Origin of the sequence: Loktanella sp. M215 (assembly GCF_021735925.1) — a bacterium.
GTDB lineage: Bacteria > Pseudomonadota > Alphaproteobacteria > Rhodobacterales > Rhodobacteraceae > Loktanella.
Genome location: NZ_WMEA01000001.1, coordinates 281,171 through 297,841, shown reverse-complemented (window position 1 = coordinate 297,841; position 16,671 = coordinate 281,171). Strand labels below are relative to the sequence as shown.

The window sequence follows — 16,671 nt, the reverse complement described above, 5'->3', positions numbered from 1 at the left end:
TCAGTGGCCCTTTCCGTGATCGTCATGGGCCTGCATCGCGGGCTTTTTCTGCATGCTCATGCCGTGTCCGGCGTGGCCACCATGGCCCTTGCCGTCTTCGGCCGTGCGACCCGCCGGGGGACCGCCTGCGGTCAGGCCGGGCGGGACGGACCCTTGCCCGGCCGACCCGAAGCGTCCACTGGCGCTCGACAGCACGACGGCACCGACCATTGTTGCCAAAAGGGTCACGCCCGCCGTCTCAAAAATCAGCATGGAGTTGCCCAGAAGTTCGAACCCTAGATCGCGCAGCGTGTCGCCGCCCGGCGGCAACGGGTTATCGGGCAGCGGTGTCGTCAGGATGGCGATGGTCAGGCCGACGAAGGCGGCGATCCCGGCCCCGATGGAGAAGCGATACTGATGCACCATCTGCATCGGGTTCAGGCCGGCGGGGTTCATCATGAACATGACCATGAACAGGCCCATGACCATCATCTCGACGGCCATCATGAACACGGTGGCGACGCCAATATAATCCGCTGACATCAGCAGCGCGATGCCACCCACAGCGATAAAGGACACCATCAGCGCAAACGTCGCGCGGATCATGGAATCGACCCGAAAGACGCGCCAACCGCTCCAGATCGCGAGTGCGGAGAGGGCGTAGAACAAGATATCCTTTGTCATAGCGCCACCATTCCTGCCCAGATCAGGTCAGCGAACGACAGCGGCAACAGGACCATCCAGATCAGGCTCATCATGCGGGACACGGGCATGCGCGCTGCCAGATGCGACAGGCCGATCACGAGGGTCATGACGAGAAGGGTCTTCAAAGCGATCCAGAGCGGCCCCGGCAGCAGCGGCCCCAGATAGCCGCCCAGAAAGATGGTCGCCGCCATGGCCGAAAACCCCGTCAGCATCGCCAGCCGCGCGATCTGCCAGCCCAGGCGGTCCGGTCCCGACGCTTCGACAGAGGTTCCACCCGCCAGATCGGCGCTATCAGCATAGTCGAACGGGCCGCGCAGGGTCAGCGACAGGCCAAGCAGCAGGAACAGCGGCAGGCCCAGCGGCTGGCGGATCAGGTTCCAGACATCGGCTTGCGCCGTTACGATGTCGCGCAGGTCCAGCGACTGGGCGGGCAGGGCGGCCGCGATCAGGGCGAACATGCTGAGCAGCATGATCGGCAGGCCAATGGCGACATAACGGTAGGCCCCGATCATCGCCAGCGGCGCATTCGGTGACCAGCCATGTAGAAAGACGACGACAACGACCAGTGCTTCGCACGCGCCCCACAGGACAACGCTGGTCGGAAGGGCGATCAGCGCCGTGTCGGGTCCCAACGGCACCAGCGCCAGCCCGGTCAGGGCCAGCGCCATGTAACCGGCAATGGACAAAAGCGCGTTCATCCGGTCAGGGGCCTCAGTGGTCAGCCGCTGTTGTGTCAACCACAGGGCTGCCGTCCGGAGCGGTCCGTCCGCGCGATCGGCACCCTGTCCCGAGATCCAGCCGCGACACGCAGTATCAAGAGCAACCGCCAGCCAAACGCTGGTGCACAGGAAAACGAGCATGCCAAGCACGGTCAGCAGCGTCATGACATATGCCCCGCGTGCATCTCACTTCCGGATTCGTCCTGCTTCTCGTCCTGATCACCCGTGTCGCTGTTTTTGCAGATATCGCGCAATATCGCGGGATCGAGGCTGCACAAAACCAGCATGGCCGAATGCCATTCCAGACCCACTAATAAATGTTCAAGCGTCGTGTCGCCCGCATCCTGCGAGGCGGCATCCGGCGCTGCCCCGGTCATGCGATCGAACCGGGTCCGCACGTCCGATCCGTCGGGCAATCGACCCAGCCCGGATGGGATCGCAAACCGCGCACCGGACAGCCGGATCAACCGCCGCAGGACGGGATCGTCGGCACGGTCGCCCAATGATCTGGTGGCGAGTGCTGGCAAACCGAGCAGGTTTAATAGCGTGGCAAGCGGTGACCCGTCATGGTCGAACGGCGGATGCGTCACCACGGCCTTCTGGATCACATCGCCCTGCAGCGTCAGTGTCAAGACCAGACCGGGCGGAAAGAACGGCAGGAACGGTCCGAAAGCAGCTGTGTAACTGTCCAGCGCCAACCCGTCGCGGATGTCGTTGTCGGTCATGGCCATTGGCCGACCGTAAGGTGTGCCACCCATCATGCCCTTGCCGCCTTGCCCGTGAGGGCCGACACCGCGCCATTCCGAAGGGGGCGCGTCGGGCAGGATATCGGGCGCGGAGGCACGCTTGCCTGCCAGCACCTCGGCGAAAATGTCTGCCACCGCCTGGCCGATGTCATCATCAGCGGCGACTGCGATGGCGTCCGGCAAGGAAGGGAGGGGAGGGGACTGCCACAAAAGCGTCGCTCTGGGATGCGGCAGCTGGTCGTGCAGACGATGCAGATAGGGGATGAGAGCGTCAGGCATCTGGCCAGCCACCAGCAGAATGCTGGCGGCGCGCGGCGTATCAACGACTGACAGACCCGGGTGCCGAGAGAGCGTCGTTGCCGCGGCTGGGGCACCGTCCCCCATTGCGATGAACACAGGCACCCGTGCACCAGCCGCAAGGCGCGTGATCCACGTCATTCCCATTTGAAAATGCCTTCCCGCCATCCATAAAGGATGCCGACGGACAAGATCGCAAGGAACATGCCCATCTCAGCCAAGGCCTTGCCGCCTTCTGCGACATAGACGACAGCCCACGGATACATGAACATCATTTCCATCTCGAAGGCGACGAAAAGCAGGGTCATGGTGTAATAGCGGGCGTGGAACCGTTGCCACGCGTGGGTTTGCGGATCGCCGCCGCCCAACACCGGGCGCTGCTGCGGTGCCGTGGCCGGGCCGGAAAAATCAGACCAGCCCGAAGCGCGAAGACCGCCGACGAACACAAGCGTTAAGGCAAAGACACCGGTAAGGGTTAAAATTGTCTCCATGGGTCTGTGAAGATCCCTCTTGACGGGGTCGCCGGACATGATGTGCCACGTGGCGCTGTGCAGAACTCGTGAACCAACCGACCTCCAGCGGGGGAAGGTTCCACAGATGCTGAATTTTTTTGATCTCCGGACATGATGACAGCAGGTCTTCCCGAAGATGTCCCGCTCAAATTGCGGAGGTTTCATCGATGTGAAAGGGCTTCTGACGCGGTATCAATCCCATGCAGACCATTTGGCAACGCGGGCCTGAACACTGGCCCTGCGAGGTTGTCCAGTCTCAAGCCGGACTTCTTGGTCGTCTGGCCTGCAACGCGCTTGGCAGTCCGATCGGTGCAGGGCCGCTCTATACCGTAAGCGGACTTCTTCTCTCCCCAACAATTGCGGCTGCGTCGGGTGACGTTGGAGCGTCTGAGATGATCCCGATGGCCCTGATGCCACCACGTTCCCTGCGAACACACTGCGGTAATCACAGGACCGCGATCTGAGGCTGGCGGCCTCAAAAGCGACTTGCCTTCCCCTACAGGAAGGTGGGTAGCGCAAAACATCGATAAAATCTGCTTCCAGACCAGTCACATCGGAGTTCTCCCCATGCGCGATCAACACGCCTTTGACCGTCGTCAATTTCTGGCTCTCGCCGGGTCCACCACGCTCGCCGCCGGTCTTGGCTTCAGCCCGGCAGCTTGGGCTGCGACGCCCCGTCAATCGTTGACGGTCGGCACACGGACCATCGAGGTGAACGGCAAGGCTGCGACGGTCTTCGGAATCACGGATACCACGGGACGATCCGGTTTGATCCTTGACGCCGCGGGTGGGTTCAACGTGTCGCTGACCAACGCGACTGACGTGGCCACGATCATGCACTGGCACGGGCTGACGCCCCCGTTCGGCATGGACGGCAACCCGCTGTCCCAACAGCCCATCGCACCCGGTGCGTCGATGGTTTACAGCTTCGATCTGCCGCGCGGCGGGACCAACTGGATGCATTCGCACATGGGCTTGCAGGAAACACAGCTGATGGCCGCCCCCCTTATTGTCCGCGAGGGCCAGCCGCAGATGCAGGAGGTCGTCGTCCTGTTGCACGATTTCTCATTCACACCGCCAGAAGAGATCCTTGCGACCCTGAAAGGAAAAGGCGCCGCAGTCGTCGGATCCGGCACGGCAGCGATGGACATGGGGATGGCCGACAGCGGGACCGCGATGCCGGGGATGGACATGGGCGGCATGGCAGGGATGGACCATTCCGGCATGACCATGGGCGGGAACGATCGGGCCGCAGCGACGCCCGCGATGAACATGGGCGGCATGGCGATGGGTGCCATGGACAACATGGACATGGACCTGAACGATATCACCTTCGATGCCTATCTCGCCAATGACCGCACGCTGGCCGATCCTGAAATCGTCGGTGTCGAAAAGGGCGATACTGTCCTGCTGCGGATCATCAACGGGGCGGCATCGACAAACTTCTGGATCGACCTTGGCCAGATCGAGGGTACGGTCAAAGCCGTCGATGGCATGCCCGTTCACCCCCTGCGCGGCAGCCGGTTCGGCCTCGCCATGGCGCAACGCATCGATATCGAGGTCACGATGCCGGCCGACGGTGCCGCCGTTCCTGTGCTGGCGCAGCGCGAAGGGGACATCGCCCGCACGGGGATCGTGCTGGCACCGACCGGTGCGACGGTCACGAAGATCGCCGCGGCCGCCGACACAAAATCCGCTCCCGTCCTTCTGGAACAGGAGCGTCAGCTTGTGGCCGCATCGCTGCTTCCGGCCAAACCTGTCACGCTGCAGATCATGGCGATGCTGACGGGCGACATGCAGACCTATGTCTGGGGGATCGACGGGCAGACCTTCGACAACCGTCAACCGCTGGAGGTCTCTACGGGCGACCGCGTCGAAATCACGATGCACAACATGACCATGATGTCGCATCCCATGCACTTGCACGGACACCACTTTCAGGTCGTCGGCATCGACGGGCAGAAAATATCCGGCGCGATGCGGGACACCGTTCTGGTCCCGGCGATGGGAATGGTCACGATCCAGTTCGACGCTGACAACCCCGGTGAATGGCCGTTGCACTGCCATAACCTTTACCACATGGCGGCGGGCATGATGACGACGGTGAAATACATCTAGAACGCGCAGCGCGGGGGGCGCACCCATCTTAGGCCATATGTGCTACGCCTTGCAGGCCGGGCCTCGACGCCTTGCAAGTCGAGCCTGACTCCGGTTGTCGTGCTTGATCCGTGTCCTGCATCGGATTGCGCGCGTGAAACGCGCCCCCCACACGAGAGACAAGGCACAAGATGAACAACACGTATAAGGCCATCATCGCGGTTTTCGTGCTTGCCAGTTTGGGCTTCTACTGGGCCGCCCGACAGGCTTCACCCGAAGATATGCCTGCATCCATGCAACCTGCTGCTCTAAGCCCGCTGGCCAGCACTGCGCCAATCGTCGACGTTGCGGTTCCGGCCGAACTCTCGGCCGACGCCCGGATGGGGCAGCGCGGGTTCGAGGCGAAATGCGCATCGTGTCACGGCACACATGCTGCAGGGCAGACTGGCGTGGCGCCACCGCTGGTCCACAAGATCTACGAGCCCAACCACCATTCTGACGTGGCATTCGTGCTGGCGGCAAAAAATGGCGTACGGGCGCATCATTGGCGGTTTGGAAACATGCCCCCGGTCGATGGCGTGACCAACGCCGATGTCATGTTGATCGCGCGCTACATTCGCGAACTTCAACAGGAAAATGGTATCTTCTGATGTCACACGCCGACGCTGCGTGCAGTCTGAAGGGTGTCATCGGACCGTCCACATCTGTCGTTCTTCCGATGAAGATCTTTATAGGCACCTTGGCTGCCGGCGCAAAGGCGGCGCACAGCGCATGGTCCCGGCGGTTCCATGGAAGGTCCGCCTGACTGCGCACGCCGGCAGAAAGTTCCGCCGCCGTGATGCTGAACACCGGACTGGACCCGGTCTTACCTGCCATGGTCTGCCCTTCGGCCGCAATCCGCGATGATCGTGCCGTGCCACGTGCTGCATTGACGACATCCGTCACCCTTTCCAGACTCTGCAGGATGGTGCCGTCGGGACGGTCGTCGCCTGCGCAGGACCAGACGCGACTGCATCAGCGCAAAACGCCGAAGGTCCCGTTTTAAGGACAAACTGAATGACTGATTTTTCGATCTAGCCTGCGCAGATACCACAGAACCAGCATCGGCACGAAAATCCATTGCAGGATCGGTGTCAAACCCGTGCCAATGACAGGGAGGACCGGCATGGCCCCGTCGTACGCCCAACGTCCCGTGATCTGGGTGTGGACATACTCCAAACCGACGGTCAGCAGCAGCCCGACCGCAAAAAATACCACCCAAGCACGTTGGCCCGGCCGCATGAACCATCTTCGACTTCGACCCACGCCTGCCGCACTCCAGAATGCCGAAAGAGCGATTGCCAGATCCCCCAACGTGGCCTTCAGACAAATGAATATTCCGGCAAAATGGCTTACATCGCTCATGCTTGAGAACAGGGGGGCCTGAAGCATCTCCCATGCAAAATGGCCTAGGAAAGACAAAGCGAGAAGATCGACTTCCACAGGTAACTGGCGGACGTCTGTAGTTGGTGGCGCCATGTCTCGTCTCATTTATATTTGTATTCAGAAGGTTTTGCAGAGCTTCGCCAACCTGGGGGCAAGGCACTGGAATCATTGTCGATCTGGTCGCCAGAAAGCCCGTTTGGTGCGATTTCGGATACCTACGCGCGGACGTGACGACCGCCTTGTTTGCGATCATCACGAAGACGGGCAAATATGGTCTGGGCTGCCGTAGGTGCGCCGCCTAGCGGGTCGCCTTTTCCAGACTTTGCAGGATCGGGCAGTCGGGGCGATCGTCGCCGGCGCAGGATGAGACCAGATGCGACAGTGTCTCGTGCATGGCCTGCAGATCGGCGATCTTGTTTTCAATCTGGATCAGATGGTCGGACGCGATGCTGCGGACGTCCGCGCTGGCGCGCGCCTTGTCCTCCCACAGCGCGGTCAGGGCGCGGCAATCCTCGATGGTGAATCCCAGCGCCCGCGCGCGTCCCAGAAAGACCAGTTTATGCACGTCGCTTTCGCGGAAGGCACGGTAGCCATTGGGGTCACGCAGGGGTTTCACCAGCCCGATCTCTTCGTAATAGCGGATCGTCTTGGCGGGCAGGTCCGCCCGGGTCGACACTTCACCGATGTTCATGGTGTGGCTCCTATGCTGTTGCGGGGACGGGCCGGGATTGCGGTGCGTCTGGCGAAGCGATGACGGGGGCCGCCGACGGCACCCGCCGCAGGCGCAGCGCGTTCGTCAGGACAAAAACACTGGACAGCGCCATCGCCCCCGCCGCCAGGGCCGGCGACAGTAGCGTGCCGTTCAGCGGATAGAGAACGCCCGCCGCCACCGGGATCAGCGCCACGTTGTAGCCAAAGGCCCAGAACAGGTTCTGGCGGATATTCCGCATCGTCGCACGGCTGACGGACAGGGCATCGACGACCGCCCGCAGATCGCCGGACATCAGCACGACATCCGCCGTCTCGATCGCGACGTCCGTGCCGGTCCCGATGGCCAGCCCCACGTCCGCGCTGGCCAGTGCCGGGGCATCGTTGATCCCGTCACCGACAAACGCAATGGCACCCTGCGTGTGGCGCAGCCGGTCCAGTGCGGCGACCTTGCCGTCGGGCATCACCTCGGCGACGATCTCGTCGATCTTGAGTTGCGCCCCGATGGCCCGCGCCGTCGCCGCGTTGTCGCCCGTGATCATCGCGACCTGCAGGCCCATGTAATGCAGTGCGGCAATGGCGGCGGCCGTGCCGGGCTTGACCGGATCGGCGACGCCGAACAACGCCGCCAACCGCCCGTCGATCGCGACATAGAGCGGCGAGCGTCCGCGGTCGGCGAGGGCGGTCGCAGAGGGGGCTGCGGTCATGTCGACGCCTTCGCGCGTCATCAGCCGGTCGGCCCCGACCAGGACAGTCCGTCCGTCCACGGTCGCGGAAATCCCCAGCCCGGTGATCGATTGGAACGCCGAGACCGTTGACAAGACCAGATCCTGCGCCTGCGCCGCCCGGGTGATCGCGCTGGCGATCGGGTGTTCCGAGGCCCCTTCTGCGGCTGCGACAAGGGCAAGCACGTCGTTCCGATCAAAGCCGTCGGTCATGATCGTATCCGTCAGTTCCGGTCGCCCGGCCGTCAGGGTGCCGGTCTTGTCGAGTGCGACGACCCGGACACCCTGCAGCGCCTGCAAGGCATCGCCGCGCCGGAACAGCACGCCCAGTTCCGCAGCGCGGCCCGTGCCCACCATGATCGAGGTCGGCGTTGCCAGACCCATCGCGCAGGGACAGGCGACGATCAGGACCGAGACTCCGGCGATCAGTGCATGGGCCAGCGTGGGTGCCGGTCCCCAGATCAGCCAGACGCCGATGGTCAGCGCGGCCAGCGCGATGACGGCAGGGACGAACCACAGGGTCACACGATCGACGAGGGCCTGGATCGGCAGACGGGCGGACTGGGCATCCTCGACCATGCGCACGATCCGCGCCAAAACCGTATCGGACCCGACGTGGGTCGCGCGGTAGACCAGTGCGCCGGTGCCATTGACCGTGCCGCCGGTCACCGTCGCCCCCGCCTGCTTGTCGACCGGCGCAGGCTCGCCGGATATCATGCTTTCGTCGACCCATGACCCGCCGGACGTGACCTCACCATCCACGGCCAGCCGTTCGCCGGGCCGGACATGGACAAGATCGCCGACGGCGATGTCGGCGACTTCAAGGGTGATGATCTGCCCGTCCCGTTCCACCTGCGCTGTCTTGGGCCGCAGTCCGATCAGTTGCGTGATGGCGGCCCCGGTGCGGCCCTTTGCCCGCGCCTCCAGCGTGCGGCCCAGCAGGATCAGGACGACGATGACGGCCGCCGCCTCGAAATAGACGGCGCGGCCTTCGGGCGGTAGCAGGGCGGGCGCAAAGGTGGCCACGGTGGAATAGCCCCAGGCCGCCGCCGTCCCCAGTGCCACAAGGCTGTTCATGTCGGGGGCGGCGCGCAGCAGGGCGGGCACACCCTTGGTATAGAAAGACCGCCCGGGCCAGGCCAGCACGAGGGTCGTCAGCAGGAACTGGATGATCCAGGATGTCTGCATCCCGATGCTGTCCGCGATCAGGTGGTGCAGCGCGGGAAAGACGTGTCCGCCCATCTCGGTCACGAAGACCGGCAGGGTCAGGACGGCAGCGATGATCATGCGGCGCTGCAGATCCTGCGCCTCTGCATCCTTGCGGGCGGCGCGGTCCGTGGTGGCGTCACCGGACCCGGCACCGCCATTCAGCGTGGCGGGATAGCCCGCAGCGGTCGCCGCAGCGATCAGATCCGCCGGGGTCGCCATGCCGTCGATGACATGCACCTGCGCCGTTTCCGTCGCCAGATTGACTGCGGCCGCCGTGACGCCGGGCACCGCAAGCAAGGCGCGTTCGACGCGGCCCACGCAGGAGGCACAGGTCATGTCCGCGATCGCCAGATCGACGACCGCATCCCGCGCGGGATAGCCTGCATCCGACAGCACCGCGGCCAGACGGGCGGGCGGGACGGTGCCTGTGACCCGTGCCGTCTCGGTCGCGAGGTTGACCTCGGCCAGCGTGACGCCCGGTTCCGCAGCAAGGGCGCGCTGCACGCGCCCCACGCAGGACGCGCAGGACATGCCAGTAACGGACAATGTGATCGGGGACATATCGGACATGGAAAGGTGCCTCACGCTCTGGTTCAGCGCCTTACATAAGGGTTCCAGTCGGGGGAAGGTCAAGAGTGCATTTCCACAGAATTGCGTTTGACCTTCCAGCGGGGGAAGGCGCCATATGTCAAATCAAGCACAGGAGACTGCGATGACCACGTATTCCATTCCTGCCATGAGCTGCGGCCATTGCAAGGCGACCGTCGAGAAAACGGTTCTTGCTCTCGACCCCGGCGCAACCCTCTTGTTCGACATGCCGGCCCGCACGGTCGCCATTGCGACCGGGCACGACGACGCAAATCTGCGTGCAGCCCTGAAAGACGCAGGCTATCCGGCGGCAACGGTCTGACCCAAGCCGTTACGCCAAAGCCGGTTTCATTCCGAGGACTGCGCCGCGTACCGGCGCGGTCGTGTTTTCTGTGTAAAAGGTTTTTGCCATGACACGCGGCTCTCTGGTTTGTCTCATCGCATGTTGCATACTCGGCCTGACCGGCAGCCCGGGAGCGGCGCAGGTCTTTTCCACGCTGGCCGAAATCGACGTGCCCAGCACCGGTGTTGTCGAAGAGCCGTCTCTTGTGACGCTTGCAGATGGTCGCGTTCTGATGTCCTGGACCGAAGTCTCCGGTGACACCTTCGCCAAGGTCGAAACCGCGATCTACGACGGTGCCACTTGGTCGGCCCCTGTCACGGTCGCTGAGGGTGATGACCTGTTCATAAACTACGCGGATTTTCCGTCCGCCGTGGGTCTGCCGGATGGCCGGATCGCCGTCACGTTTCTGCGGATGAACGGGCAGTCTTATTACGATTACGACGTCAACATTGCGATCTCGGGTGATGACGGCACGACATGGGACCCGCCCATCGTGCCACACCGGGACGGCTTGGCCCGTCAGCATGGTTTTGTCACACTCTTACCCGATGCAAAGGGCGGTCTGCTGGCGATGTGGCTCGATGGACGGGCTTACAATACCGGCGATACGCTTGGCGGCGATGGCACGGACGCCGGCGCCATGCAGCTGCGGGCGACGACTGTCACTGGCGACCGAGCCCTGTCGGACGATCTGCTGCTGGACGACCGGACCTGTACCTGTTGTCAGACGAGTGCGGTCGTGACCGACGACGGGACCGTCCTGCTGGCCTACCGTGATCGGACCGCGGACGAAGTCAGGGACATTTCGGTGGTGCGGCGCGTGGAGGGGAGATGGACAGATCCCCAGCCTGTCAGCGGCGATGGCTGGGAAATCGACGGATGCCCGGTGAACGGCCCCGCCATCGCAGCCCGCGGCGATCATGCAGCCTTGGTCTGGTTCACCGGCGCCGGCAGCGTGCCAGCGGTCAAGATGGCCTTCTCGGATGATCGTGGGGCCAGCTTTGGGCCCGCACGACAGATCGATCTGGGCGGACCCGCGGGCCGGGTCGACCTGCTGCAACTTGTGGACGGATCGGCCCTGGTCAGCTGGGTCGAATGGACGTCGGCCGGAGAAGTGCTCCTGACCTGCAGGGCGACCGCGGCGGACGGCTGCGGAGATCCGGTCGCAATTTCGGTCAATCGCACGGGAAACGCGATGGGTTTTCCCCGCATGACGCTGGCAGGTGACGATGTCTACATCGCCTGGACCGCACCGTCCGTCGATGCAGCGGGCCGACCGGATGATGGGACCGCCATTCATGTCGCGCGCGGAACGGTCGACCTGTCTGAATGACCTGAACCGATGAGATTGAGGCATTCGAATGTGGAAAAGTCCGGACTCTTCTGTCCGGCTTGCAAAACGTGTGGCCGTGACGTGACGGTTTTCTGCCGCATCATTCACACGCAGCCACTTCAGCCGAGGCGATCGTGTGTCCAGCGAAGGCGCAATGGGTATGTCGGACAGTCATCGGTGCCTTACCGTCGGTCTTCGAGCGTTTAACCGGGCCTTAGGTGTTCTGCGTATAGGCAGGTACCACGCTCATACGCTGTCAAAGGAAAGCCTCATGTTTAGAAAATGCGCTCTCACGGTCTTTCTGTGCTTTATAGCAAATTTCGTCTGGGCCAACCCATGGATCGTCGAACGGACGACAGCTGGCGCATCCTACTCGCTGGATGGACAGAACTGGTCGCAGATCCGAAATGAGATCGAAATTCCCAACACCAGTTGGATTCACACGTCGAAGTCTGCGCGTGTGCAACTGCGTCGCGACGCGGAACGGATCGTTATTCAGCCAGATTCTCTGGCGGCGATTACAACGTGGGAAGAGAACGGTCAGAAAACACGGGTCGATCAGCGCCTGGGCGTGATCTTTCTTGATGTCGAAACCCGCGCGCGGCAACACACGTTCGTCAACACGCCGCATCTGGCGGCTGTGGTCAAGGGCACGGCATTCGAAGTTTCGGTCAGCGCCACCGGGTCTACCGTGCGCGTCGAACGTGGCGAGGTTGCCGTCTCGCAACGTGGATCGGATCGGTCAGTCCCAGTAGGGCCCGGGCAATCGGCAACGGTACAAAGTCGTGAATCCGTTGCCGCGGGCCAAGCCGCGCAGACGTCGACGGCTCGAAACGCTGCGACAGCCAAAAGTGCGACTGCCTCCGGCGTGGGAGTCCGTAGCGGGGAGAACCGTCCAGATAAGACTCGGAGCAATGGCAAAGGTAATGCCGGGAATAACGGTAACGGCAATGCCGGGAATAACGGTAACGACAATGCCGGGAATAACGGTAACGGCAACGCTGGGAACGCCGGCAACGGCAATGCTGGGAACAACGGTAACGGGAACGGGAACGCTGGGAACGCCGGCAACGGCAATCCCGGGAACGGCAGTGGCGGCAACAACGGCAATGCCGGTAACAATAGTGGCGGCAACAACGGTAACGGCAACGCCGGGAACGACGGCGGCGCCAACAACGGCAACGGCAATGCCGGGAACAACAGTGGCGGCAACAACGGCAACGGCAATGCCGGGAACAACAGTGGCGGCAACAACGGCAATGGCAATGCCGGGAACAACAGTGGCGGCAACGGAAACGGCAATGCCGGGAGCAATGGCAACGCTGGTAAAAACGGCAAATAGGTCAAGGCGGAATTCGAGCGCCGCAGCGCGTCTTGCGTCTGCATTGCCCAACATGAACCGTTACCCGTTAGACTGTTTTTCGCTCTGAACTGCGATCGTGAAGGCGGACCTTGTGCTTGGGAAAATCGGTCGAGGATCAAGGCCCCTTTTGCCGTTTGTCGGCCTGATCGCAATTCTGTTGATCTTTGTACAAACGGACGTTCTGACCCCGTTTGACCGTCGCATCACTGCGTTGCGGATGACCTATTCACAGACCCCTGCCAGCGGCGATGTCGTCGTCGTTGCCGTCGATAAACGCAGCTTGGACGCCGTGGGGGCCTGGCCGTGGCCGAGGTCGATCCATGGCGCGTTGATTGATCGCCTGCGCACGAGCGGTGCGCGGGATATTTTCCTCGATTTCGACTTCAGCTATCCAACGATACCCACCGAGGACGACGCCCTGCGTGACGCGTTGGATCGGGCCGGCGGCGGCGTGCTGCTGCCGATCTTTGGCCAGGATGACGCAATGGGCCAAGGGAGCGCCGGTCTCGTCGGCATCAACCGACCGTATGCCCCGTTCGAGAAGCTGTCGTGGCCCGTCGCCGTGACCGTACCGGCCGATCCCGATGGTGAGATCAGACACTATTTCTACAGCCTAAATCTGCCAAATGGTCCGATAGAGACCGTCGCCGCTGTGCTTGCGGGTCAGCAAGGCCCGCCCGACACCACGTTTTCGATCAACTTCGGCGTTCAGGCGCGCAGCCTGCCGATCTATTCCGCCTTCGATGTCCTGCAGGGGCAGATCGATCCGGTCGCGTTTCAGGACAAGTCGGTCATTGTCGGAGCATTCGCGTTGGAACTGCGCGATAATTTCAATGTCCCGGTGCACGGCATCCTTCCGGGCGCGGTCATCCACGCCCTCGCTGCCGAAACCCTCCGTAGCGGCACGATACCGAAGATGATGAAACCCGCATGGGGCATCGGCTGGTCCGTTCTGCTGGTGGCGCTCATGAACATCTGGCACCGGCGGTTGCGCGCCTGGGCGGTCGTTGTCGGGCTGCTGGGGAGCTGCCTGCTGACGGAAGCGCTTGCCTACGTCCTTTACCGCGCTGACCAATTGCAATCACCAACGGCCATCTTTCACGTCGCCGTCCTGTGCTATGGGTTCTGGCGACTGTCGGCCTCGTTGGACGTGGTGAATTGGCGGCTTCGCGATCAGGTTGCCCGGCTGGATAACGCGACAGAGTTGCTGCAACGCATCTTTGAACATAGCGCGGCCTGCATTGTGGTGATTGACGATCGTGGCATGATCCTGACGTTCAGTCGCAGCGCGGAGCGGCATTTCGGAGCCGGACCCAAAGCGATTGCCTTGCCGCAGGTCTTTGCCGATATCGCCACTGCTGCGCTTGCTGCTGGACCGGGTTGCACCGGGTCGGGGCCACAGCAGATTGCGCTGGATGACAAAGTTTTCGAATACACCGCGACGTTGTCGAAACTGCGCCGCGCAGCGACCGGCAGATTGCACCGCATGACTGAAGAGCCGCTGGTCACCCTGTCGATCACGGACGTCACCACGGAACACCTGCAGCAACAGCGCATCGCTTATCTGTCAAACTACGATGTTCAGTCAGGCGCATTCCGGCGCCATGCCTTTGAAAATAGGCTGTCCGATACACTTTCCGTCGACACGCCTGCGACGGTGCTGGCGCTTCAAATCAATGGGCTGGCAAAGGTAAATGCCATTCTGGGCCGAGAGGTCGCGACCGCATTTCTGAGAGAAATCGTGACCCAAATGAGGGGCGTCTTTGGCCCGCAGGCCGCAATTGGCCGCTTGAGCGATCAGGTCTTTGCGGTGCTGTCCGTTTCGCCTTCAGCGCCCGAACAGAACGACGCCCTCGCACAACGTCTTTACACGACGCTGGCAACGCCGATCCAGGTCAAGACCGCCATGATCGACGCCCGTCCTCAAGTCGGTTACGCCTTCAAGCCGATGGCCGTCAGGATTGACGGTGCCGCCCTGCTGAAGCAGGCCGAAATCGCGCTTGATGCTGTTGTGCATACGACCGGCATCGACACGATGCCCTTTAGTCCCGCGCTGGCCGACCACAAAACGAGGCTTCTGCAAATCGAGGATGCCTTGTGGGGTGCCCACGCGCGTGATGAGTTCGTCTTGCTTTACCAACCACAAATTGACATGGAAACGGGGCAGCTTGTCGGAGTCGAGGCCCTGTTGCGGTGGATGCATCCTAAACTGGGCTCGGTGCCACCCGACGTCTTCATTCCGATTGCGGAATCGAACGGATACATTCATGAATTAGGGCGCTGGGTCCTGACGAAGGCCTGTCACGATGCGCGGCACCTGCCGGATCGCATCGAGGTTGCCGTCAACGTTTCAGGTCATCAATTGCACGGCGACACCTTTGCCGTAGAGGTGCAGCAGGTGTTGAAGGCCACTGGGTTGCGGCCCGCAAGGCTCTGCCTGGAGCTGACGGAATCTGTTTTTGTCGACACCACCGACAAGATTATCCGCCAGATGCACGCCATTGCGGCCTTGGGGCCGACTTGGGCGCTGGATGATTTTGGAACAGGCTATTCGTCGTTCGCCTACCTGTCCCGCTTCCCTCTGAAAAAGGTCAAGCTGGACAAGAGCTTTATCCAAGCGCCAGACGATGATTGTCACGCTGATGCGATCCTGCGTTCAGTGGCGGTTCTCTGCGATGGGATCGATGCGGTTTTTTTGGGTGAGGGCGTAGAGACTCAATCGCAGTTCAACCGACTCCACGATGCAAATTGCAAGCTTGTCCAAGGCTATTTTTTCGGCAAGCCACAGGCACTGGATGATATTCTAAGGGGTCTTTCCCTGCCCATTTCAGCTTAATCGCGCGCTCGGTCAGTGCGCGTGGGCGTCTTCTCCGCGTGCCATCATCATATGATGTTCGCGATGATGATCCTGGCTTGCCATAAGTCCGAAGAACCCCAGCCCCCTGATGCGCGCCACGACGGCGGGATCATCGCTCGTCACGCGAAGCTCCACTCCGTTTTTCGCATCGACCGCCGCGACGGTCCAACGGTCGTCCTGCGCCAGCTGGGCCGCGTGTGCGGGCACCATCCGGCGGAGCGTGGCGACTGTGTCGGCATCTCCCGTCGCCATCGCGGAAAGGCCGTCCGGCAGTTCTGTCTCTTCCACAATCGTGTCCGACACCAGGCGGTCCATATCAACCAGATGTGCTCTCAGCCCTGCCAGATCAACCCGGCTCCAGTCTGTGTCAGGATCGGCTTCCAGCACCCGCACGACCTCGGACAGGGCGGCGAAAGCCCCTTGTCCCGGTTCGGTCAGGATCGTGTCTGGAAGCGGCCGGTCTTCAGAATGCATCCCGTGATCCATGCCGACCCCGTGGCCGGCGTGTGGTGTCTGGGCCGCCGCGAAGGCCGTTCCACCAAGGAGCGCTGTAACGGTCAAGATGATCTTCGTTTTCATTCTCTTCCCTCGCAGACATCGAGAACATTCGATCGGACGGTAATCCGCCCGTTTTGAACGGGACATGGTCATAGAACCTACGCAGCCATCTTCACTGCGGACGTGATGCCACCGATGCCCATGTTCGGGCGGTCGTTGTTGTATGTCCATAGCCACTGTGTGGCAAAGGGGTGGGCCTCGATGCCCTGAAAACAGGTACATTCAACAAGGATTGAAAGCAGAGGATTTGAGGGGGTCTGGCGGAGACGAAGTCCGCGCCTTAAAAACCTCAAGTATCAGTTGTTAAAAGAATTTTATAATATATGAATTTTTCATACCACACTTTGTACCTCACCTAAAATATATCGTCGCCAAGTGGTCAGGGGTGTCGTGATTGCGACTAAAGATAAGATTGGGGCCCGTCATCCCATTACGGACTTCAGTCATGGTTGTATCTTCTCTACGTTTCCTGGAAAGGTTGAGAAGCAGTGCTTATTTTTAGCGCGG

General features: G+C 61.9%; 14 protein-coding genes. 6 read left to right on the top strand and 8 right to left on the bottom strand.

Annotation, left to right across the window (positions count from 1 at the left end; genetic code table 11):
• The 4 genes from GLR48_RS01440 to GLR48_RS01425 are packed head-to-tail and all read right to left on the bottom strand — an operon-like array spanning position 1 to position 2,976.
• Positions 1 to 663: an NADH-quinone oxidoreductase subunit J family protein gene (locus GLR48_RS01440; protein ID WP_237058050.1), complete on the bottom strand. Its 663-nt coding sequence runs from the start codon at positions 661 to 663 to the stop codon at positions 1 to 3.
• Positions 660 to 1,568 carry an NADH-quinone oxidoreductase subunit H gene (locus tag GLR48_RS01435; protein ID WP_237058049.1) on the bottom strand — a complete coding sequence of 303 codons (909 nt, stop codon included), beginning with the start codon at positions 1,566 to 1,568 and terminating at the stop codon, positions 660 to 662. The genes GLR48_RS01440 and GLR48_RS01435 overlap by 4 nt, the downstream gene beginning before the upstream one ends.
• Complete coding sequence (locus GLR48_RS01430) at positions 1,565 to 2,593, bottom strand: hypothetical protein (RefSeq protein WP_237058047.1); 1,029 nt, start codon at positions 2,591 to 2,593, stop codon at positions 1,565 to 1,567. Before GLR48_RS01430 ends, GLR48_RS01435 begins: the two co-directional genes overlap by 4 nt.
• Positions 2,584 to 2,976 (bottom strand): NADH-quinone oxidoreductase subunit A, encoded by a 393-nt coding sequence (locus GLR48_RS01425; protein WP_237058045.1) that lies wholly within the window; start codon positions 2,974 to 2,976, stop codon positions 2,584 to 2,586. The genes GLR48_RS01430 and GLR48_RS01425 overlap by 10 nt, the downstream gene beginning before the upstream one ends.
• 549 nt (positions 2,977 to 3,525) lie before the next feature.
• Between GLR48_RS01425 and GLR48_RS01420 the strand changes: the two genes are divergently transcribed.
• Both GLR48_RS01420 and GLR48_RS01415 read left to right on the top strand, forming a co-directional pair.
• Entirely contained in the window at positions 3,526 to 5,076 is a 1,551-nt protein-coding gene (locus tag GLR48_RS01420) for a multicopper oxidase family protein (RefSeq protein ID WP_237058043.1), read from the top strand.
• A 170-nt stretch (positions 5,077 to 5,246) separates the two neighbouring features.
• Positions 5,247 to 5,705 carry a c-type cytochrome gene (locus tag GLR48_RS01415; protein ID WP_237058041.1) on the top strand — a complete coding sequence of 153 codons (459 nt, stop codon included), beginning with the start codon at positions 5,247 to 5,249 and terminating at the stop codon, positions 5,703 to 5,705.
• A 391-nt stretch (positions 5,706 to 6,096) separates the two neighbouring features.
• Here GLR48_RS01415 and GLR48_RS01405 read toward each other — a convergent pair whose 3' ends face one another.
• The 3 genes from GLR48_RS01405 to GLR48_RS01395 all read right to left on the bottom strand — a co-directional run bounded on the left by GLR48_RS01405 (position 6,097) and on the right by GLR48_RS01395 (position 9,692).
• Positions 6,097 to 6,573 (bottom strand): hypothetical protein, encoded by a 477-nt coding sequence (locus tag GLR48_RS01405; RefSeq protein WP_237058039.1) that lies wholly within the window; start codon positions 6,571 to 6,573, stop codon positions 6,097 to 6,099.
• 205 nt (positions 6,574 to 6,778) lie between these two features.
• Complete coding sequence (gene cueR / locus GLR48_RS01400; protein ID WP_237058037.1) at positions 6,779 to 7,171, bottom strand: Cu(I)-responsive transcriptional regulator; 393 nt, start codon at positions 7,169 to 7,171, stop codon at positions 6,779 to 6,781.
• 10 nt (positions 7,172 to 7,181) lie between these two features.
• Positions 7,182 to 9,692, bottom strand: a complete 2,511-nt coding sequence (locus GLR48_RS01395; RefSeq protein ID WP_237058035.1) for a heavy metal translocating P-type ATPase — start codon at positions 9,690 to 9,692, stop codon at positions 7,182 to 7,184.
• Between the two features lie 142 nt (positions 9,693 to 9,834).
• Between GLR48_RS01395 and GLR48_RS01390 the strand changes: the two genes are divergently transcribed.
• The 4 genes from GLR48_RS01390 (at position 9,835) to GLR48_RS01375 (ending at position 15,585) form a co-directional block, all read left to right on the top strand.
• A complete protein-coding gene (locus GLR48_RS01390; protein WP_237058033.1) occupies positions 9,835 to 10,032 on the top strand; it encodes a heavy-metal-associated domain-containing protein in 198 nt (65 codons plus the stop codon).
• A gap of 88 nt (positions 10,033 to 10,120) precedes the next feature.
• Entirely contained in the window at positions 10,121 to 11,386 is a 1,266-nt protein-coding gene (locus GLR48_RS01385) for a sialidase family protein (protein ID WP_237058031.1), read from the top strand.
• 271 nt (positions 11,387 to 11,657) lie between these two features.
• The gene (locus tag GLR48_RS01380) at positions 11,658 to 12,728 is read left to right on the top strand and encodes a FecR domain-containing protein (RefSeq protein ID WP_237058030.1); all 1,071 of its coding nucleotides are present in this window, start codon (positions 11,658 to 11,660) and stop codon (positions 12,726 to 12,728) included.
• Positions 12,729 to 12,840: 112 nt separating this feature from the next.
• Positions 12,841 to 15,585: an EAL domain-containing protein gene (locus tag GLR48_RS01375; protein WP_237058029.1), complete on the top strand. Its 2,745-nt coding sequence runs from the start codon at positions 12,841 to 12,843 to the stop codon at positions 15,583 to 15,585.
• Positions 15,586 to 15,597: 12 nt separating this feature from the next.
• Here the strand turns inward: GLR48_RS01375 and GLR48_RS01370 are convergent, their stop codons facing one another.
• Positions 15,598 to 16,185, bottom strand: coding sequence for a hypothetical protein (locus GLR48_RS01370; protein ID WP_237058028.1), 588 nt, complete (start codon positions 16,183 to 16,185; stop codon positions 15,598 to 15,600).
• Between the last annotated feature and the right edge of the window lie 486 nt (positions 16,186 to 16,671).

What these genes read in the sequence shown, in the direction of transcription:
- GLR48_RS01440 (WP_237058050.1), bottom strand. Translation starts at nt 663, where the DNA reads ATGACAAAGGATATCTTGTTCTACGCCCTCTCCGCACTCGCGATCTGG.
- GLR48_RS01435 (WP_237058049.1), bottom strand. Translation starts at nt 1,568, where the DNA reads ATGACGCTGCTGACCGTGCTTGGCATGCTCGTTTTCCTGTGCACCAGC.
- GLR48_RS01430 (WP_237058047.1), bottom strand. Translation starts at nt 2,593, where the DNA reads ATGGGAATGACGTGGATCACGCGCCTTGCGGCTGGTGCACGGGTGCCT.
- GLR48_RS01425 (WP_237058045.1), bottom strand. Translation starts at nt 2,976, where the DNA reads ATGTCCGGCGACCCCGTCAAGAGGGATCTTCACAGACCCATGGAGACA.
- GLR48_RS01420 (WP_237058043.1), top strand. Translation starts at nt 3,526, where the DNA reads ATGCGCGATCAACACGCCTTTGACCGTCGTCAATTTCTGGCTCTCGCC.
- GLR48_RS01415 (WP_237058041.1), top strand. Translation starts at nt 5,247, where the DNA reads ATGAACAACACGTATAAGGCCATCATCGCGGTTTTCGTGCTTGCCAGT.
- GLR48_RS01405 (WP_237058039.1), bottom strand. Translation starts at nt 6,573, where the DNA reads ATGGCGCCACCAACTACAGACGTCCGCCAGTTACCTGTGGAAGTCGAT.
- cueR (WP_237058037.1), bottom strand. Translation starts at nt 7,171, where the DNA reads ATGAACATCGGTGAAGTGTCGACCCGGGCGGACCTGCCCGCCAAGACG.
- GLR48_RS01395 (WP_237058035.1), bottom strand. Translation starts at nt 9,692, where the DNA reads ATGTCCGATATGTCCCCGATCACATTGTCCGTTACTGGCATGTCCTGC.
- GLR48_RS01390 (WP_237058033.1), top strand. Translation starts at nt 9,835, where the DNA reads ATGACCACGTATTCCATTCCTGCCATGAGCTGCGGCCATTGCAAGGCG.
- GLR48_RS01385 (WP_237058031.1), top strand. Translation starts at nt 10,121, where the DNA reads ATGACACGCGGCTCTCTGGTTTGTCTCATCGCATGTTGCATACTCGGC.
- GLR48_RS01380 (WP_237058030.1), top strand. Translation starts at nt 11,658, where the DNA reads ATGTTTAGAAAATGCGCTCTCACGGTCTTTCTGTGCTTTATAGCAAAT.
- GLR48_RS01370 (WP_237058028.1), bottom strand. Translation starts at nt 16,185, where the DNA reads ATGAAAACGAAGATCATCTTGACCGTTACAGCGCTCCTTGGTGGAACG.